A 19,590-nucleotide genomic window follows, 5' to 3' on the forward strand; every position below is an offset into this window, starting at 1 on the left:
TGCCAGGCGCGCACTCGCGCACCTGGCATCACCGTTCAGAGGTCTCAGCGAAGGCTGGCCTCGACCTCCACCACATAGGTCGCCGTGGTGTAGCCCGGTTTGGTGACCGTCACCACCAGCCTGAGAGAGGCGTTCCGCCACTCACGGATCAGCGCGAGCGACTGCTCGGCGCCGACCTCCTCGTAGTCGGGCCTGCTCTGGCCGATCTTCTTGCGCCGGATCTGCCAGGAGTACGCCACCTCGGCACCCTCCGGTGCGGTGAGCTCCGCACTGATGGTCTCGGGGATCCACACGTTTCCGCTGATCACCGGGTCATCGACGGCCGGAAGAAGGCCTTCGCTAACATCGCCGGACGGCGCCGATACGGCCGTGCCCGGGTCCCAGGTGTCTTTGGTCACCGAGACCTCCACCGACATCGCCGCGCCGAGGTCATCGACGCCCAAGACGTACGTCTTCGCGGTGGCTCCAGGGACACGGACACCGTCGCGCAGCCACTGGAAGGCGGCCACCGTCCCGTCCGCGCTCCAGGCACCCGGCGTGGCAGTGAGCGTCTCGCCGACCCGCGGCGTACCGGTAATCGTCGGCTGTTCGGTGTTCGTCAGCGGACCGTGCGAGACGACGTCCGTCGCCGACGAGATCGCCGTAGCCGAGGCATATCCGGTCTTCTTCGCGGTCACCTCCACGCTGAGCCGGTGACCCGCGTCCGGCTCACCGATGACGTACGTCGCCTCGACCGCGCCCTCGACCGGCTCGCCGTCCCGCAGCCACTGGTGACTGACCGAGACGTCGGTGACGTCCCACTCGCCGCTGGTGGCCGCGAGCGTCTCTCCGACGAGCGCCCTGCCGGAGACCGTCGGAACGGCGACCGCGGTGATCGCGGGTGGCTGCTTCTCCTCGATGACGAGGTCGCGGGTCACCACCCCGGCATCACCCTCCGTGATCGTGAACTCCTCGGACTCTGCCGGGACGTGCACGTCGTCCCACAGATCGACGGCCACCCGGTAGGTCCCCGGCTCCAGCGCTCGGCTGCTGTAGCGGCCGTCGTCGTCGGTGTAGGCGTAGGTCTCCTGGACCCACTCCTCGCCGGAGGCGAGCCGTTGGACCTGGACCTCGGCCCACTCAACCGGGCTGCCGTCGGCGAGCGACACCCGGCCCGCCACCGTTGCACCCAGACTCAGCACGGCGTCGGCCGTGCTGGTCTCGCGGAGGCCGACCACGACATCGTCAGCCTCGGCGAAGGACGATGCGTCCGAGAACCACTCGCTCCGGTGTCCCTGGTTGCTGGTGAACAGGATGCGGTAGGCGCCCGCCGGGACACCGCGGACCTTGTAGGTGCCGTTCTCGTAGTCGACATAGCCGCTGCGCACGTACTCCTCGGTGTCGGCGCTGTAGACCTCGACGTATCCGTCGCTGATCGGCTCACCGTCCGGACCGGTCAAGGAACCAGTGATCAAGCCGCCGGTCGACACCTGCAGATCGGCCGTGACCGGCTCACCGTCGACCACCTCGACGGTTCGAGAGGTGTTATCGGCGTAGAGATAGTCGTCCTCGATGTAGAACATCAGCTCGTACTGGCCGGACTGCAGACCGGAGAAGGCGTAGGACCCGTCTTCGCCCGACCTCTTGGTCCCGATCCACTCCCACTCGTCGGCGTCGTAGACGTCGACGGAGACACCGGGGACCGGCTGTCCGGTGTCGTCGGTGATGGTGCCGGTGATCGCCCCGTTCCCGGCGCTCGACGCCAGCTCGCCGTCGACCGGACCTGATTCACCGGCGATCACGTCGGTGGCGTCGTCCACCGTGGCCGCGTCGGGAAAGAACTCCCGCTTCCAGCCGCTGCCCGAGAACCCGACCCGGTAGGTCCCGCCGGGCTTCAGCGCGCCGAACGTGTATCGGCCGTCGCTGTCGGTGGAGACGACGTCGACCACGTCCCAGCCGTCAGCTGGTTCGTACAACTGCACCGCGATGTCGTCGAGCGGCTCGCCGGTCTCGCTGGTCACGGTGCCGGAGATAGCCACGCCCATGACCAGCGAGGCGTCGATCCCGCTCACGATCCCGGAGCCGACCACGACGCTGGCCGCCTGTTCACGGGTGGCCGCGTCGTTGTAGTACTCATTGAGGAAACCGAGGCTGTTGGCCTCGAAACCGACCTTGTAGCTGCCGCCCGGGAGGTTCAGCTGGTAGGTCCCGTCGGACCGCGTGTCGGTCCCTCGAACCCGGACCCACTCCTGCGCCTCCTCGTTGAAGGACCAGGCACTGGCGTACACGCTCTCGATCGGGTTGCCGTCAGCGTCGGTGACCCGGCCGGTGATCTGACCGTACGCCGACATGACTGCGTCGACGCCGGAGGTCTCGCTCAGCCCGACGCTGACCGTCTTGGCGGCGTGGACCGTGCTTGCGGCTTCATAGAAAACAGGCGCGAGCGTGGCCGGCTCGGAGTAGTCCTCGTAGTTGACCTCGGAGAACCCGAAGCGATAGTCGCCCGCAGGGACGTAGAGACCGTAGTCGCCGCTCTCGTCGGTAACCACGCGATAGGTGTGGCGCTCCTCCCAGTACCCGTCGGCAGAAAGGAGATAGGTATCCACGGTGATGCCTGCGAGCGGTTCCCCCGAGGTGCCCTCGACGTGACCCGTCACGATGCCGTGGGGCACCTCCGCGAGTTCACGGTCGATCCCGGTCAGGTCGACGCCACGCTCCACGACCTGCTCGACGTACGTCTCCGTCTCCCAACGCGCTGTCTCGTTGCGAAGCCCAGGCTTGCCGTCGCCACCGCTGCGGTCCGATGTGTTGAACACGATGTGATAGGTGCCGGCAGGCACCCGGAGCTCATAGGTGCCGTCTGCGGACGTGATGCCCTGGTCGATGACGTTGTCGAGCCAGGCACCGCCGTCGTCCGCGCGAGCCTCCAGACGGATGCCGGCCAGCGGGCCGGCCCCGGCGCCCGTCACTGTTCCAGTGATCACGCTGTTGGCGACGAGCTCGAAGTCGGCCGTCACCGGCCCGTCAGTGACGACGAGGTCGGTCCCGCCCTCGTTCGGCGACTCGGCGTCCGATCCGTAGACAGCATTGGGGTAGTGGCCGTTGGCCGACCTGACCTTGAGTCGGTAGGTGCCGGCCGTCAACGGCAGGTCGTACGACCCGTCCTCCGCCGTCGTCGCCGCGATGTCGTTCCAGCGGTCGTCGTAGCACGGCCGCCAATAGTCCTCTTCAAAGCAGTAGGCGGTCACGGTGACGTCGGCGATGCCCGCGCCTGTGTCCGCGTCCAGTACGCGACCGGTAACCCCCGGTCCGTCGAGAGCGGCCGCCGGCGAGGCTCCGCTCAGGAAGACCACCGTGGCGGTGGCCAGGAGCACCGCCAGCAAACCAGCGAGCGCTCGAACAATGGCTCTCATCTGCGTCTTTCCATACCTAGGTCGCAGTGCGTGCCCTCCCGCAGAGATCGGCCGCGCCGACAGGGCGGGCTCAGTTTGGAGTAACCAAAACCACGCGAAAGTAACCAGATCCACTCGCCGCGGAAACAGTGATGCCGAGGCGTCGGGCCGGTCGGCCGAGTGGGCAGCGGAGGTGACGTCTCGACCGACGTAGGTGACGCCTCGACCGACGTAGGTGACGCCTCGACCGACGTAGGTGACGCCTCGACCGACGTAGGTGACGCCTCGACCGACGTAGGTGACGCCTCGGCGGGGGTCTGGTCAGGTGGTGGTGGCGAGGACGAGCGGGTGGACAGAGGCCGCACCGGCGTCGAGGAGGGCTCGGGCGGCAAGGGTGACGGTCCAGCCGGACGCGATGCGGTCGTCGATGAGGAGTACGTCAGCACCGGGCGGGACATCGGCGTGGAGCGAGAAGCGGCGGCCGATGGCGGCGACGCGCTGGGCGGAGTTGGCGGCGCCCTGACCGGGGCCGACGTCGGGGTCGACGATGGCCCACGAGCCGAGGACGGGGACGCGGAGATAGCGCGAGAGGCCTTCGGCGAAGTCTCGGGTCAGGGTGGGGCGGGTCATCGACTCGACGTAGACGATGCCACCGACCCGAGGACGCCAGTCGCCCAGGACCTCGACGACCGCCTTCACCAGCGGCACCGGGACCGGGCCGTCCTGAGCAGGTTCGCGGAAGAGGTCGCGCAGCGCCTGGCCGTAGCCGAGGTCGGTCAGTCGCGCGACCGCGCGCCCCTCGAGCGGCCCGTCCTTGATCTTGCCCTTGAGCGAGATGCCGAGCCGGTCGAGGCCGGTGGGCCACATCTTCTTCGGCTCCACGACGACGCCGGGCCGCGAGAGTCGCGCCGAGGCCTCCTCGACCGCACCCTCGGAGACCGACGAGGTCACCGCGAATCCGCCGCAGTTGTCGCACCGGCCACAGTCGACGGCGCCCGGGTCGTCGAGCTGATCGCGCAGGAACCGCATCCGGCACTGGTCGGTCGAGATGTAGGCGAGCATCGCGTCCTGCTCGCGACGCCGGGCCTCGGCGACCCGGGCGTACCGCTCCGCGTCGTAGTCCCACGGGACACCGGTCGCCTCCCAGCCACCCCCGACCCGGCGGGCGGCGCCGTCGACGTCGAGCACCTTGAGCATCTGCTCCAGGCGTGACCGCGACAGGTCGACGTACGTCTCCAACGCCTGTGTCGACAGGGCTCGGCCGGCCTCCGACAGGACTCCCAGCGTCTGGCGCACCTGCTCCTCGCGTGGGAACGCCAGCGAGGCGAAGTAGGCCCAGATGTCGCGGTCCTCGATGCCCGGGAGCAGCACGACGGAGGCGTCGGAGGTGCCTCGTCCAGCACGGCCGACCTGCTGATAGTAGGAGACCGGCGAGGAGGGCGCACCCATGTTGACCACGAACCCGAGCGTCGCGTCGAAGCCCATCCCGAGCGCCGAGGTCGCCACCAGCGCCTTGACCTTCCCGGCGGCCAGCGACTCCTCCAGCTCGGCCCGCTCGGCCGCCTCCGTTCGCCCGGAGTAGGCGGCCACGTCGTGACCGCGCGAGCGCAGATAGTCGGCGATCTCCTCGGTCGCGGCCACGGTCAGGCAGTAGACGATGCCCGAGCCGGGTTGCTCGGAGAGATGGTCGGAGAGCCAGGCCAGCCGCTGCTCGGGCGTCTTCAACGTGACCACCCCGAGCCGCAGCGACTCCCGGTCCAGCGATCCTCGAAGCACGAGAACCCCCGAACCCATCTGCTCGGCGACATCCGAGGTCACCCGGGAGTTGGCAGTCGCGGTCGTGGCGAGCACCGGGATCCCGTCGGGAAGGTCGGCCAGCAGCGTGCGGATCCGGCGGTAATCGGGCCGGAAGTCGTGCCCCCAGTCGGAGATGCAGTGGGCCTCGTCGACCACCAGCAGGCCACACTCGGCGGCCAGCCGAGGCAGCACCGCGTCGCGGAACTTCGGGTTGTTGAGCCGCTCGGGGGAGACCAGCAGGACATCCACCTCACCGGCGTGGATGGCCTCCTCGATCGAGACCCAGTCCTCGGGATTGGTCGAGTTGATCGTCACCGCCCGGATCCCGGCCCGCTGTGCCGCCGCGATCTGGTTGCGCATCAGCGCGAGGAGCGGCGAGACGATCACGGTCGGCCCGAGGCCGGCCTCGCGCAGCAGCAGCGTCGCCACGAAGTAGACCGCCGACTTCCCCCAACCGGTCTTCTGCACGACCAGTGCCCGGCGACGCTCGACGGCGAGCGCCGAGATCGCCGACCACTGGTCCTCACGCAGCGTGGCGTCATCCCGGCCCACGAGGGCCCGCAGATGCGCCTCAGCACGAGCACGTACGTCGCCAGCCGGATCAGTCATGACCACAGGTCTATCAGGGACCACCGACTACTTTCCCAGCGCCAACCTCGGCCAGTCGGCCAGGTCGTCCAGCATCTGGCGATCGTGCGTGGCCACCACGACCGCCGCCGACGTCGCCCGCAGCGCGGCCGTCAGCTCGTCGACCAGCCCGGCCGAGAGATGGTTGGTCGGCTCGTCCAGGATCAGTAGCTGCGGGAGCGAGGCCAGCCGCAGCGCCAGCTCGAGCCGCCGCTGCTGCCCTTGGGACAGCCGCGAAGCAGACGTACGCCGCGCCTCGGAGTCCACCAGTCCGGTCGACCGGAGCGACGGGATCGCCCGCTCCGGCACCACCCCGGCGGCGACCAGCCGGCCACAGTGCTGCGCATAGACCTCCGCCGCCGTCAGACCCGCCGCCCACTCGGGCTCCTCCTGACCGACGAGCGCGACCCGCGCCCCCGGCGAGACCCATACCGACCCAGCCGACGGAGCGAGCCCGCCGCCCAGCACCTGCAGCAACGTCGACTTGCCCGCCCCGTTCGGACCGGTGACGACGAGCCGCTCGCCACCGTCGAGGGCGAACGAGACGGGTCCGGACAGCCGACCGGGCACGCGTACGCCTTCGCAGCGCAGCAGCGTGCTGCCGGCAGGTGAGGAGAGCTCCGGGAACCGCAACGACATCGGCGGCTCCGGCACGGAGATGCGGTGCGCCTCGAGCGCCGCGAGGTCACGGTTGAAGGAACGCACCAGACCGGGGGCACGGGTCTGTCGCTGATGCTTGCCGGTGCCCTTCGGCGGGCGCCAGCCGGTGCTCAGCCGGTCCCGCGCCACCGAGACCGAGTCCTGCAGTCGCCGATGCTCCTCCTGTTGGGCCGCGTAGTCCTGCTCCCAGCGCTCCCTGTCGCGACGCCGACCGTCCTGCCAGCCCTGGTAGCCACCGGCGTACGTCCTGGGCCGGCCGTCCTCGCTCGGGTCCAGGTCGAGGAACTCCTCACCGACCTCCCGCAACAGGGCGCGGTCGTGAGAGACGAGCACGACACCGCCGGTATGAGCCCGGACCCGCTCGGTGAGGAACGCCAGCCCCGACGCGTCGAGGTGGTTGGTCGGCTCGTCGAGCACGAGGAGATCGTGGTGTGCCCCGAGCAGACAGGCGAGCCGCACCCGGTAGCGCTGGCCGACCGACAGCGTCGCCAGCTCTCGTCCGTGATCGGTGCACGCGCCGAGCGCCTCCAGGGCGATCTGGACCCGGCGATCGGCGTCCCAGGCGTCCAGTGTGGTCGCGCGCTCCAGTGCAGCGGCGTACGTCCCGCCAGCGTCCGACGGGTCGTCCGACAAGGCCGCCGCAGCCTCATCGAGTGCGCGGAGCGCGGAGTGCGACTCGGCCAGCGCGGCGGAGGTGAGGGTGCCGACGGTGTCCCCGGGACGTACGTCCAGAGCCTGCCGCGCGACACCGAGACTGCCGTGCCGCTGAACCCGTCCGGAGTCGGGTTCGAGCAGTCCGGCGAGGACGTGGAGCAGCGTGGTCTTGCCCCGGCCGTTCTCGCCGACGATGGCCAACCGGGACCGGTTGGCAGCAGAGACGGTCAGGGAGACGCCGCGCAGGACGGGGCGACCGCCGCGGGTGACGGAGATGTCCTCGGCGCGCAGGTGGGCAGAGGTGTGGTGGGTCTGTACAGACACGAAAGTGAACTCCAGCTCGAGTACGGGAGCCGGGAAAGCGAGAGCAGCTACCCGGCTAGGAGGCAGCTGAACGATCGCGCCGTCGCGAGCGTCGCGAGGCGAGTGCGCCGGCAAGGCGCCAGCGCGAAGGCAGGCTGGACGCCTGGTGAGCGCTGGCAACGCCGCCGGCGTGCCGCATCGCGGCGCGCAGCAGGCGGGATCGTTCGGCTGTCTCCGTAGGGCCGGACAGCGGCGTGAGTATGCCTCGCAGCGCCGCCGTCAGGCGGCGGGGCGCAGGCGCATGTAGGCGATGCCGGAGTACATGCCTCCAGGGTAGACAGCGACGACCCGTCCACGCGAACCGTTATTCACCGAGCGCACAAGCGAACGCCGAGCCGGCGCTGTTGGTCCTCCCCCACGGGGACCCGCAGAACCGGCCCGGCATCTCCAGTATGCGTCCAATCGCCGAACCGGCATAACCACACGCCCGAATTCGTACTTTAGTTACCCAAAGCGGTCGACAGCGCCGCCTCCAGTAGGAAAACGACGCCGTCGGACGACTCTGTTGTCAGTGTGGCGAGATCAGCTCACCGAGACCGCGGTCCACGCCGCCTCGACGGCCGCGACCTCGGGGCTGGAGGCGCCGTAGAGGTCCGAGGCCGCCTTCACCGTCGCGTCGCGGGCGCCGGCGTAGTCGGTGGTCGAGGTGAAGTAGGTCGAGTTGGCCCGGAACCAGATCTTCTCGGCCTTGTCGCGACCGATTCCGGCGATCGTCGAGCCGTCGCAGGTCGTGCTCGAGTGCTCGACCCCACCGATCGTCTTCGTGCCCGAGCCCTCGGAGAGCAGGTAGAAGAAGTGGTTGCCGACGCCGCTGGAGTAGTGGACGTCGAGGCCCCCGGTCGAGGACGACCAGCAGTTGACCGAGTTGCCGTCGAAGGACGGGTTGTCCATCCGGCGCAGCGGGTCGCCACCGTCGAGGATGAAGGACTCACCGATCAGGTAGTCGCCCTGGTCCTCGGCGTTGGCGGCGTAGAACTCGACCGCCGTCCCGAAGATGTCCGAGGTCGACTCGTTGAGGCCGCCGGACTCACCGGAGTACTCCAGGCCCGAGGTGTTCTCGGTGACGCCGTGGGTCATCTCGTGGCCCGCGACGTCCAGCGAGACCAGCGGTCCGTAGCCGACACCGTCGCCGTCGCCGTACGTCATCTTCTCGCCGTCCCAGAAGGCGTTGACGTAGTCGGTGCCGTAGTGGACCCGGTTGTAGGAGCCCGAGCCGTCGCCGAAGATGCCGTCGCGGGCGTGGACGTTCTTGAAGTAGTCCCAGGTGACGTTGGTGCCGTACTGCGCGTCGGCCGCCGCGGTCGCCCGGTCGTCGTTGGAGCCGTTGCCGAAGGTCGTGGTCGGGCTCGTGACCACCGTCCCGGCCGCGCAGCCGAACCCGAGGAGCTGGCACAGCAGGCTGTCCTCGGCGTTGTTCATGTCGGTCGTGTAGGTGCCGCCGCGGGTCTCGTCACGCAGCTCGTACGTCGAGCCGTTCTGCTTCACCTGCAGCGGGACGGTCCCGGAGTAGAGGGTGTTGCCCTCGCCGTCGATGGTGTGGATGCCCTCGACCCGGCGCAGCACCTTACCGGTCTCCGCGTCGACGTACGTCGCCAGGCGCGAGGGGGTGCCGTCGGCCTGCTTGCCCTTGGTGGTCACCCGCCACGCCAGCGTCGGGGTGCCGTCGACCGCGTCGACGACGAGCTCGGGTGCGTACTTCTTGTCGGCCTGGAGCTTGGTGATCGTCTTGGTGACGGCGTCCAGGGTCAGCGCGGCCTTGGTGGCTGCGGTCTCGGTGATCGCCGGCTTCACCGAGAGGTCGAGCATCTTGGTCAGCCCCTGGGAGACCGAGGTCAGGGTGCCGGCCTTGCTCTGGTGGGCGACCAGGTCGCCGCCGACGACCTCGAGGCCCTCGTACGTCCGGTTCATCCGGACGTGGGTGGCACCGTTGGCGTCCTTCAGGGTCACCACGGGCTCGAGCTCCTGGCCCGCGCCGACCTTCCAGGTCGACGGCTTGCTCGTCAGCGCGCCGATCGCCTTGTCCGCGATCGACTCGTCGTCGATGACCTTCTGCGCAGACAGACTCTCGGGCGTGATGGTGGAGGCGGAGTCGGCAGGGGTGGCGCCGGCTGGGCTTCCGAAGGAGGCGATGAAGGCAGTTCCTGCAACAGCGGCAGCGGTCGCTGCTCCCGCTACTCGAACGATACGCATCGTGGGGTTCTCCTCGATTGTGGGGACCAGGATGGAGGGAATCCTTGCACCGGAATCGATAGCGTGGAGAAACAAGTTCCTGCAATGCGGATTTGTGAAGACGCCTTCCCGCGTAACTCCTTTACGTTGTTATCGAATATTAACCAATACCCCTACCCGCACGGGTCACCAGATCCGCACGCGCTCCTCCGGATCGAGCCAGAGACCGTCGCCCGGAGCAGTGCCGAAGACCTCGTGGAATTCGTCCAGGTTCCGCGCGATGTTGGCACGGAACTCCGGCGGGCTGTGTGGGTCGATCGTGAGGTACTGCTGCGCCTGCTCCTTGCGTCGGACCGTACGCCACACGTAGGCCCAGTTGAGGAAGAGCCGCTGCCGGTCGCCGACGCCGGCGGAACCGCCGGTGGCGAGCATGTAGGCGGTGTGCGCGATCGTCAGGCCACCCAGGTCGCCGATGTTCTCGCCGACGGTCAGTGCGCCGTTGACGAACTCGCCCGGCAGGTCCCGCGGCGAGAGCGCCGAATACTGCTCGATGAGCGCCTTGGTCTTCACCTCGAATGCCGCCTTGTCCTCCGGCGACCACCAGTCCTGCATGTTGCCGTCGCCGTCGAACTGGGCGCCCTGGTCGTCGAAGCCGTGCCCGACCTCGTGGCCGATGACCGCGCCGATGCCGCCGTAGTTCTCCGCCGGGTGCGCGTCCTTGTCGAAGAACGGGCGCTGCAGGATCCCGGCCGGGAAGCAGATCTCGTTGGTGCCGGGGTTGTAGTAGGCGTTGACCGTCTGCGGCAGCATGAACCACTCATCGCGGTCCACCGGGCCGCCGAGCTTGCCGAGCTGCCGGTCGGTCTCGAAGACCGAGGCCGCCGAGACGTTGCCGATCAGGTCGTCCTTGCTGATCTGCAGCGCCGAGTAGTCGCGCCACTTCGACGGGTAGCCGATCTTCGGCGTGAACTTGTCGAGCTTCTCGTACGCCTTCTCCTTGGTCTCCTCGCCCATCCAGTCGAGCTCGGAGATCGACTTGCGGTAGGCCTCGAGGAGGTTGTGGACCAGCTCGTCCATCTGCGCCTTCGCCTCGGGCGGGAAGTGACGCGCGGCGTACTCCTTGCCGACCGCCTCGCCGATCGCGCCCTCGACGATCGCGACCCCGCGCTTCCAGCGTTCGCGCAGCTCCGGGGTTCCGTTGAGGGTGCGGCCGTAGAAGTCGAAGTTGGTCTCGACGAAGTCGTCGGTCAGGTAGGGCGCCGCCCAGCGGAGCACGTGGAAGTAGAGCCACAGCTTCCAGTCGTCGATGTCGACCTCGCCGAGCACGGTCGAGAGGTGGGAGAAGAACGACGGCTGCCGCACGACCACCTCGCCGAGCACCGCCTCGGTGGTCAGCTTCGAGCCGGAGAGGTTGCGGACGTACGCATCCCAGTTGAAGTTGGGGGCCAGCTCGCGCAGCTCGGCGAGGGTCAGCAGGTTGTAGGTCTTCTGCTTGTCGCGGGTCTCCTCGCGCGCCCAGTGGCCCTCGGCCAGGCGGGTGTCGATCCGGATGATCGTCTCGGCGGCCGCACGCGGGTCGGGGTGCTCGGCGAGCTCGTAGAGCCGCTCGAGGTAGTCGGTGTACTTCCCCAGCACCTCGGCGAACTTCTCGTCGAAGTAGTAGTCCTTGTCGGGCAGCCCGAGGCCGCCCTGGAGCAGGTTGAAGATGTAGCGGTCGGATGCCTTGTCGTCGTTGTCGACGTAGGACCCGAACAGCCCGTGCCCGCCGATCCGCTCGACCTCACCCAGGAACGCCGCCAGGTCGTCCGCGTCGCGGAGCCCGTCCACGGCGGCCCGCAGGCCATCCAGAGGACGTACGCCGCGCGCGGCCACCCCTTCGACGTCCATGAAGCTCGCGAAGAGGTCGCCGATCTTCTGGGCGTCGCTGCCCGGCTCGCCACCGGACGCCGCGAGCTCCTCGATGATCGCGCGCACGTCCTTCTCGGCCTGGTCGGCGAGCATCACGAACGGCCCCCAGCTGGACCGGTCGGACGGAATCTCGACCTCCCGGAGCCAGGTGCCGTTGACGAACCCGAACAGGTCGTCCTGCGGCCGAATGCTGTCATCCATGCCCGGACGGGCGTCATCGAGGATCGTCACGCCCCCCAGCGTAGATGCGGGGTCCCAAGCAGGTCAGCAACAACCCCGGGTTAACCCGGTTTGACGATGCGGTTCATCTCGAAGTGCATGGGGTCGGTCCACTTCCAGTTGCCGCCCCAGGTGAAGCCCCAGCGCTCGAAGATGGAGACGACGGTGCGGTCCATCTCGCCGACGGTGCCGCGCTGGTTGCCGGCGGTGTTGAGGTCGACAGCGGTGCCGAAGGCGTGGTTGGAGAGCTGGGTGGTGTTGGCGATGAAGCGGGGGTAGTAGCAGCCGGCGTACTGCGACGGATCGATCTTCCTGGCCAAGCCGCGGTCGACGACCTCCTGCAGTGCGGCGCGCAGCTGCGGGATCATCACCTTGTTGCAGGTCACCGAGCCGAGGATCGGCACCTGGGCGGTCACGATGTGGGAGCTCACCCAGCTCGCGGCGGGGGTGATGGTGCCGTCGCCGTTGGCCCGGTAGGTGTAGTTGCCGACGGCCTCGGCGACGGTGCCGACGACGTACGCCTTCTGGGGAGCGTTGGGGTCGAGACCCGCGCGGGCGACGACGTCGAGGCGCTGGACGGAGGCGTCCGAGCCGACGACCTTTTGGATCGGCTCGACGACCCGGTTGGGGGCGATGGCGGCGGTGGAGACGATGAGGGCGTTGCCCTTCTCCATGCCCATCTCCTCGCCCCACTTGTGGTTGACGACGGCGGCGGCGAGACCCGGCGGCTGGGGAGCGTAGGCGCCGACGTGGACAGAGGCCGCGTCCTTCTTGGAGCCGAGCCGCACGAACCCGTCCTTGTCTGCCGGGAGCTCGTCCTGGCGCTCGGGGTCGATCGCCACCTCGCCACCGGCGACGCGCTGCCAGACCTCGTCGGAGTCGGCGCTCTGGAAGGGGGCGAAGTTGCGGTAGGTCGCCGGGTCGACGGCGACCACCTTCACCAGCCGTCCCTCGACGCTGACCTGGGCCATCGAGATCTGCTCGACGCCGGAGACGCCGTCGAGTCCTCGGATCTTCTTGACGTCGGCGGACGAGAGGGTGTCCTCGGAGAGGATCAGCAGGTCGGTGGAGTGCAACGTGCCCTCGCGTTTGCCGGGGATGTCGACGGCGTGCGAGGGGTCGGCGACCGGGCTCTCGACCTTGGCGGCCCCGCTGGAGCTCGGGCTGCCGCTCGGCGTGGACGGCTTCGCCGGCTCACCCGCACAGGCGGCCAGGGTCGCCACGAGCACCGCGCCCACTGCCGCAGCCGCTCTCCACGAGACCTGTCGCATCCATCTACCTCCCCGCAGGAAGGTTAGGCGAGGCCTGGTCAGCACCCAACTCGCTGGTAACTCATCCGTTCAGGACCCGCGAGATCAGCCAGGCGATGTCGTCGGCGGTCTCGTCGGGTGACTTGGTGGGCTGCATGACATGGCTGAGGACCACGCGCACGGTCATCTCGATGGCGGTGTCCGCCTGGTCGTCGGTCAGGCCGTGCTCGAACCTCTCGACGTGCTCGTGGATGAGCTCGGTCGCGTAGCCCAGCAGTCCCTCGCTGTGGCTGGTGAGGTAGGGCAGCAGCTCGGTGTCGGCACCGTGGGTCGCCGAGACGACCGCGTGCAGCAGCTTGTTGTCCTGGGCACGATCGAGGACGCCGTACGTCGCCTGGCGGATCGCCCGGATGAAGTCGTCCTCCTCGTCGAAGGCCGTGCTCACGACCGCGAGGAACTGCTCCAGCTCACGCAGGATCAGCGACTTCGCCAGCGCCGGCTTGGCGCCGATGTCGTTGTAGACCGTCTGCCGACTGACCCCGCATCTCTCGGCGATGCGCGACATCGTCACACTCGCCCACCCGGACTCGGTGGTCATCTCGACGGCGGCATCAAGGATCCGCTGTCGGGTGGTTTCAGGTGCGCCGGCCGCCATGAAGGCAAAGTCTACGGCCTCTCTTCCGCATGGAAGACGGGCAGGTGAACCTAGCCACATTGTTTTGCACTCAATACCCCCAGAGTGCAACACTGCACTCTGTGAGAGAAAGTGCAACGTCATGATGCGGGGGCTCAACAAGACCGCGGCGGCGATCCACCGGGCCGCGCTCGAGATGACCGACGAGTTCGGCTTCGACGGCTGGACCATGGAGCATCTCGCCGACCGCGTCGGCGTCTCGCGGCGTACGTTGTTCAACCACGTCCCGAGCAAGATGGACGCCGTCCTCGGCCCCGAGCAGGAGCCTGACCCGGAGCTGCTCGAGGCCTTCCTCAGCGGCGGGCCCACCGGCCATGTCGGCCGCGATCTCGGCGCGCTGGTTCGTACGGTGCTCGACGCCGAGCCCATCGACCATGACGAGCTCGTCCTCGTCCGGCACATCCTCGCCACCGACCGGCAGGTGCTGGATGCGGCACGCACCCGCTTCGAGCAGATAGCCGTTCACTTCGCAGAGATCATCTCCGAGCGCGAGGGCGACCAGATGACCCCCGAGCTCGCGGGCGTCGTCCTACGTCTCGTGATCGTGGTCTTCAACGCCTCGCTCGACGCCTACCTCGCCAATCCTTCGGCCGGCACCGTCGCCGACCACTTCACCCGGATCTTCGACGACCTCGTCGATCTGTTCTGAACCACCTGACCAGGGGGAACCCCGAAATGGCCAAGCTGCTCTATCGACTCGGAAAGACCGCCTACCGGCGGTGGCCGATCTTCGTCGCCGTCTGGATGATCGCCATCATCGGCATCGGCGCGGTGGCGACCACGATGTCCAAGCCCATGACCACCACCTTCACCATGCCCGGCCTCGAGTCGGTCGAGGCCGCCGAGGAGCTGCCCGAGATCATGGGCACCGAGGGCGGTTCGGTGCTCGACGCCGCCTCCATCGAGGTCGTCGTCGCCGCTCCCGAGGGCCAAACGCTCACGACAGCCGCGAACCAGAAGGCCGTGGCCGAGCTCGTCCAGAACCTCGCCGCGCTCGATGACGTACCCGACCAGATCTCCTACATCTGGACACCGGAACAGGCCGAGGCAGCAGCGCCTGGGTACGCCAAGGCGATGTCTGCCGAGAGCGGGCAGACGGTGACGACCCAGCAGGCGCAGCAGATGCTGCTCGGCCAGCTCCAGGCTCAGCCGACGCTGTCGGAGGACGGCCGGATCGGGCTGATCTCGACAGAGTTCGAGGATGTCGAAGCGACCGAGGTGACGCCTGAGATGCAGAAACAGGTCACCGACGTCATCGAGACTGCGAACAAGGCTGGGAACAAGGACGGCCTCCAGGTCGAGGTGCGCGGCCAGGGCATGCAGGTCCAGGAGATGGGCAGTGCGAGCTCCGAGCTGTTCGGCATCATCATCGCCCTGTTCATCCTGGTGATCACCTTCGGCTCCTTCGTGGCCGCCGGCCTCCCGATCATCACCGCCGGCGTCGGCGTCGCGATCGGAACGCTGGGGATCACCGCACTGACCGCGTTCACCGATGTCTCCTCGACCACCCCGATGCTCGCCACGATGATCGGACTGGCGGTCGGGATCGACTACGCGCTGTTCATCCTGTCCCGCTACCGCAGCGAGCTCGACCACACCGACGACCGGGAGGAGGCCATCGGCGTCGCCGTGGGCACCGCCGGCTCGGCGGTCGTCTTCGCCGGCCTGACCGTCGTGATCGCGCTCGCCGCGCTCAGCGTCGTCGGGATCCCGTTCCTGACCGCCATGGGCCTGGGCGCGGCCGTCACCGTCGTCGTCGCGGTCCTGGTCGCACTGACCCTGCTCCCGGCGCTCCTCGGCCTGCTCAAGTCGAAGGCCTTCGGCCTCAACGTACGTCGCTACAACCCCAAGCGCGAGGCCAACGGTCGCATCCTCAACAACGGTGTCCGTTGGGCCCGGTTCATCGGCAAGGCGCCGATCCTCTGGGTGCTGATCGCGGTCATCGGCCTCGGGGCCCTGGCGATCCCGTTCAAGGACCTGCACCTCGGCATGCCGAGCGACAGCACCGCGCCCGAGGACAGCTCGCGCCGCCAGGCGGTCGAGCTGGTCGTCGAGGGCTTCGGCCCCGGGCGCCTCGACCCGATGATGCTCGTCGTCGACGCGCGTGACATGTCCGGGGACACCGCGGCCAAGCAACAGGCCTACGCCGAGGTCGCCGACTGGGCCGCGGGCCTCGACGGTGTGGCCAAGGTGATCCCGCCTTCGGGGAATGACAACGGCGCGGTCATCCTGATCGAGCCCGAGACCGCCCCGGACGACGAGAGGACCGAGGACCTGCTCGCCGAGCTGCGTGACGGCGAGCCTGCCGTGGAGAAGGAGACCGGCACCGACCTCGCGGTCACCGGCACCTCGGCGATCATGTCCGACATCTCCGAGAAGCTCAACGACGCGCTGCTGCCCTACCTGGCGATCGTGATCGGGCTGGCGTTCATCCTGCTGATGCTCGTCTTCCGCTCGATCCTGGTGCCGCTGACCGCGACTCTCGGCTTCCTGCTGTCGGTCCTGGCGACCCTCGGCGCGACCGTGGCGATCTTCCAGGAGGGCGCCTTCGGCATCTTCGAGGGCCAGCCGATCGTCAGCTTCATCCCGATCTTCCTGATCGGGCTCGTGTTCGGGCTGGCGATGGACTACCAGGTCTTCCTGGTGACCCGGATCCGCGAGGCGCACGTCCACGGCGCCTCGTACAAGGAGGCCGTCGTCGACGGGTTCCGCAACTCGGCCCGGGTCGTGACGGCCGCCGCGCTGATCATGACCGCCGTCTTCTCGGGCTTCATCCTGATGGACGACCCGATCATCAAGTCGATGGGCTTCGCGCTCTCGGCAGCGGTCATCTTCGACGCCTTCGTGGTCCGCATGCTCCTGATCCCGACCCTCATGTACCTCATGAAGGAGAAGGCCTGGTGGCTGCCGAAGTGGCTCGACCGGATCCTCCCGAACGTCGACGTCGAGGGCGAGAGCCTGGAGCGCCACTACCTCGCCGACCACTACGCCGAGAAGCCGCGTGAGCCGGAGCTCGTCAAGAGCTGAGGTCTCCGCACCGATGACAGCCCCCGGTCTCGTACGAGGCCGGGGGCTGTCGCCGTCCGAGGACGGCTACGAGACGGAGTCCGATGCGAGAGGCACGAAGTCGACCTTCTCCCGTACGCCGCAGTCAGGGCAGCACCAGTCGTCGGGGACGTCCGCCCATGCGGTCCCGGCAGCGAAGCCCTCGGCCTCGTTGCCCTCCTCGACGCGGTAGGTGTAGCCGCAACCGGGGCAGCGAGCGGCCAGCACCTCGGCCGCGATGACCTGGGCGACGGTGTCGTCGCCGGCCTCGGCCTGGTCGGCGGCGGGCGGCGGATACTTCGCCAGGATCCTGTCCCGCTTGCGCGGCAGGATGTTGGCCCGCGACATGTCCCCGTCGAAGTGCGCCAGCACCCTGGGGTCCATCACCCGGCGCCAGACCGGCGGCACGATCGCGAGCAAGATCATCCCGGCATAGCCGGTCGGCAGCACCGGAGACTCCTTGTAGTCGCGCAGGGTCTGGTAGCGGCGTACGGGGTTGGCGTGGTGGTCGCTGTGGCGCTGCAGGTGGTAGAGCAGCACGTTGGTGGCGATGTTGTTGGAGTTCCAGGAGTGGCTGGGGTCGACGCGCTCGTAGCGCCGGCCGACCTTCTGCCGGAGCATCCCGTAATGCTCCATGTAGTTGATCACCTCGAGGAGCGAGAACCCGACGACGGCCTGGATCAGCAGGAACGGGATCACCACCGGCCCGAGCCACACGAGCATCCCGCCCCAGAGCACCGCCGACATCAGCCAGGCGTTGAGTACGTCGTTGCCGATCCGGAACGGGTGCTGGTCGCGGCGGGCGTACCTCTTCCTCTCCAGCCTCCAGGCGCTCTTCAGCGAGCCCGAGACCGTGCGCGGCCAGAAGGTGTAGAACGACTCGCCGACCTTGGCGGAGGCCGGGTCCTCGGGCGTCGCGACGCGTACGTGGTGGCCGCGGTTGTGCTCGATGTAGAAGTGGCCGTAGAAGCTCTGCGCGAGCGCGACCTTGGAGAGCCAGCGCTCGACGTCCTCGCGCTTGTGGCCGAGCTCGTGGGCGGTGTTGATGCCGATGCCGCCGACGCAGCCGACCGAGATCGCCAGCCCGACCCGGTCGATGATGCTCAGGGTGTGGCTGTCCAGGGCGCCATGGGCGGCCATGGCCATGCCGCCGATGAAGACGGCGTACTGCAGCGGAAGGTAGGAGTAGACGATCCAGCGGTAGTACCTGTCGTTCTCCAGCGCCTCGATCATGTCGTCGGGCGGGTTGGACTTGTCGAGCCCCGCGAACAGGTCGATGGCCGGGACCACGACGAGGATGATGATCGGACCGGTCCACAGGAACGCGCTGATATCGGTGAGATGCCAGCCGCCGATCGCGATGAAACCGAGGAGCGGCACCACCAGACCGAGCAACCACAGATAGCGCTTCTTGTCGCGCCACTGTTCGGTCGAGCCGTCGGGCACCGTGCTGTTGGCGATCTCCATCGTTGGCCCCTTTGACGCTGAGTTTGATTGACAAACGAGGATGATCTGTCAAGTGTCGTACGTCACGTCGGTGCTTGTAAATAGGATGGGCTCATGACGACGAGCCTGCCCTTCGGCATCGACTTCGGCGGCACGGGCATCAAGGGTGCCCCGATCGACCTCGCGACCGGCGAGTTCGCCGAGGAACGCGTACGCATCCCGACACCCGAACGCTCCACCCCCGACGCCATCGCCGAGATCTTCGTGGACCTGCTCTCCCAGTTCCCGGACTACGACGGGAAGGTCGGCGTGACCGTCCCCGGCGTCGTACGCCACGGGGTGGTCCACTCCGCGGCCAACATCGACAAGTCCTGGATCGGCGCCGACGCGGACGCGATCTTCACCGCGGCCACCGGCCGCGACGTGCACGTGGTCAACGACGCCGACGCCGCCGGCCTGGCCGAGGTCCGCTACGGCGCCGCGAAGGGTCGCCGTGGACTGGTCATCATGACCACGCTCGGCACCGGCATCGGCTCGGCGCTCCTCTACGACGGCGTGCTCGTGCCCAACTCCGAGCTCGGTCACCTCGAGCTCGACGGCCACGACGCCGAGACCCGCGCCTCCAACATCGCTCGCAAGCGCGAGGACCTCTCCTGGAAGCACTGGGCCAAGCGCCTGCAGAGGTACTACCAGCACCTGGAGATGCTCTTCTCCCCCGACCTATTCCTCGTCGGCGGAGGGGTCTCGAAGGAGGCGGCGGAATTCCTGCCGCTGCTCGACCTGGACACCGAGATCATCCCGGCGAAACTGCTCAACACCGCGGGGGCCGTCGGGGCCGCGCTGTACGCCGAAGAGCTCGCCACCGACTGACGGCTGTCCGGGCGGCCGGGGCGGCCCGGGCGGCCCGGGCGGCATCGGCGGCCAGGCAGGTCGAGAGTCCCACGGAGCCCCCGCCTTCCGCGTCTCCTTCGCCTGCCTGAGGAAGGCCCTGCGCTCGGCCCGCCGACGCCGCGCCGACGCATTCCAGAACACCCGGTACGCCGCGTACGCCACGCAGGCGAGCACGAGCAGCGCGACCAGTCCGACGACCAATGCCCAGTCGGCCCGGGCGCGCACGCCGGCCGCGGTGGCCGAGGCGTCCTCGAGATAGCCGTTGTTCAGGTCGGCTCGAGCGCTGGCCGCACCCACGTCGAGGAACAGCACCAGCTCGCCGAGCTCGGTCAGCGGGTTCTGCATCCCCTCGACGTCCGCGGTCGCCTCACCGACCTCGGTGATCACCTCGGCGGTGCGGGGCAGCGTGGTGGCGAGCTCGCGAAACCGGTCGTCATCGTTGGCGCCCTCGTACGCCTCCTTCGCCGCGGCCGGGACCGGCAGATCGGCCTTCTCC

General features: G+C 68.5%; 11 protein-coding genes. 3 read left to right on the plus strand and 8 right to left on the minus strand.

Annotated elements, in window-relative coordinates; genetic code table 11:
* Positions 1-44 precede the first annotated feature (44 nt).
* The 7 genes from ACIO3S_RS27230 to ACIO3S_RS27260 all read right to left on the minus strand — a co-directional run bounded on the left by ACIO3S_RS27230 (position 45) and on the right by ACIO3S_RS27260 (position 13,673).
* Positions 45-3,392 carry a carboxypeptidase regulatory-like domain-containing protein gene (locus ACIO3S_RS27230; RefSeq protein ID WP_400469358.1) on the minus strand — a complete coding sequence of 1,116 codons (3,348 nt, stop codon included), beginning with the start codon at positions 3,390-3,392 and terminating at the stop codon, positions 45-47.
* A gap of 300 nt (positions 3,393-3,692) precedes the next feature.
* Positions 3,693-5,777, minus strand: a complete 2,085-nt coding sequence (locus tag ACIO3S_RS27235; protein ID WP_400469361.1) for a DEAD/DEAH box helicase — start codon at positions 5,775-5,777, stop codon at positions 3,693-3,695.
* Positions 5,778-5,804: 27 nt separating this feature from the next.
* Positions 5,805-7,433, minus strand: a complete 1,629-nt coding sequence (locus ACIO3S_RS27240) for an ABC-F family ATP-binding cassette domain-containing protein (RefSeq protein WP_400469364.1) — start codon at positions 7,431-7,433, stop codon at positions 5,805-5,807.
* A gap of 561 nt (positions 7,434-7,994) precedes the next feature.
* Positions 7,995-9,662 carry a M4 family metallopeptidase gene (locus tag ACIO3S_RS27245; RefSeq protein WP_400469367.1) on the minus strand — a complete coding sequence of 556 codons (1,668 nt, stop codon included), beginning with the start codon at positions 9,660-9,662 and terminating at the stop codon, positions 7,995-7,997.
* 165 nt (positions 9,663-9,827) lie between these two features.
* Positions 9,828-11,780 carry a M13 family metallopeptidase gene (locus ACIO3S_RS27250; RefSeq protein ID WP_400469370.1) on the minus strand — a complete coding sequence of 651 codons (1,953 nt, stop codon included), beginning with the start codon at positions 11,778-11,780 and terminating at the stop codon, positions 9,828-9,830.
* Positions 11,781-11,830: 50 nt separating this feature from the next.
* Positions 11,831-13,039, minus strand: coding sequence for a M15 family metallopeptidase (locus ACIO3S_RS27255; RefSeq protein ID WP_400469373.1), 1,209 nt, complete (start codon positions 13,037-13,039; stop codon positions 11,831-11,833).
* Positions 13,040-13,100: 61 nt separating this feature from the next.
* Positions 13,101-13,673, minus strand: coding sequence for a TetR family transcriptional regulator (locus tag ACIO3S_RS27260; RefSeq protein WP_160025994.1), 573 nt, complete (start codon positions 13,671-13,673; stop codon positions 13,101-13,103).
* A 121-nt stretch (positions 13,674-13,794) separates the two neighbouring features.
* Between ACIO3S_RS27260 and ACIO3S_RS27265 the strand changes: the two genes are divergently transcribed.
* Together ACIO3S_RS27265 and ACIO3S_RS27270 are read left to right on the plus strand one after the other, a co-directional pair.
* Positions 13,795-14,361, plus strand: a complete 567-nt coding sequence (locus tag ACIO3S_RS27265) for a TetR/AcrR family transcriptional regulator (protein WP_400469376.1) — start codon at positions 13,795-13,797, stop codon at positions 14,359-14,361.
* 26 nt (positions 14,362-14,387) lie between these two features.
* Entirely contained in the window at positions 14,388-16,739 is a 2,352-nt protein-coding gene (locus tag ACIO3S_RS27270; protein WP_400469378.1) for an MMPL family transporter, read from the plus strand.
* Positions 16,740-16,805: 66 nt separating this feature from the next.
* Here the strand turns inward: ACIO3S_RS27270 and ACIO3S_RS27275 are convergent, their stop codons facing one another.
* The gene (locus tag ACIO3S_RS27275; protein WP_400469381.1) at positions 16,806-18,224 is read right to left on the minus strand and encodes a fatty acid desaturase; all 1,419 of its coding nucleotides are present in this window, start codon (positions 18,222-18,224) and stop codon (positions 16,806-16,808) included.
* 93 nt (positions 18,225-18,317) lie between these two features.
* Here ACIO3S_RS27275 and ppgK point away from each other — a divergent pair, with 93 nt between their 5' ends.
* The gene (gene ppgK / locus ACIO3S_RS27280; protein WP_160025998.1) at positions 18,318-19,073 is read left to right on the plus strand and encodes a polyphosphate--glucose phosphotransferase; all 756 of its coding nucleotides are present in this window, start codon (positions 18,318-18,320) and stop codon (positions 19,071-19,073) included.
* The last annotated feature ends 517 nt before the right edge of the window (positions 19,074-19,590 follow it).

The sequence above is a fragment of the Nocardioides sp. NPDC087217 genome, from assembly GCF_044744805.1.
GTDB lineage: Bacteria > Actinomycetota > Actinomycetes > Propionibacteriales > Nocardioidaceae > Nocardioides.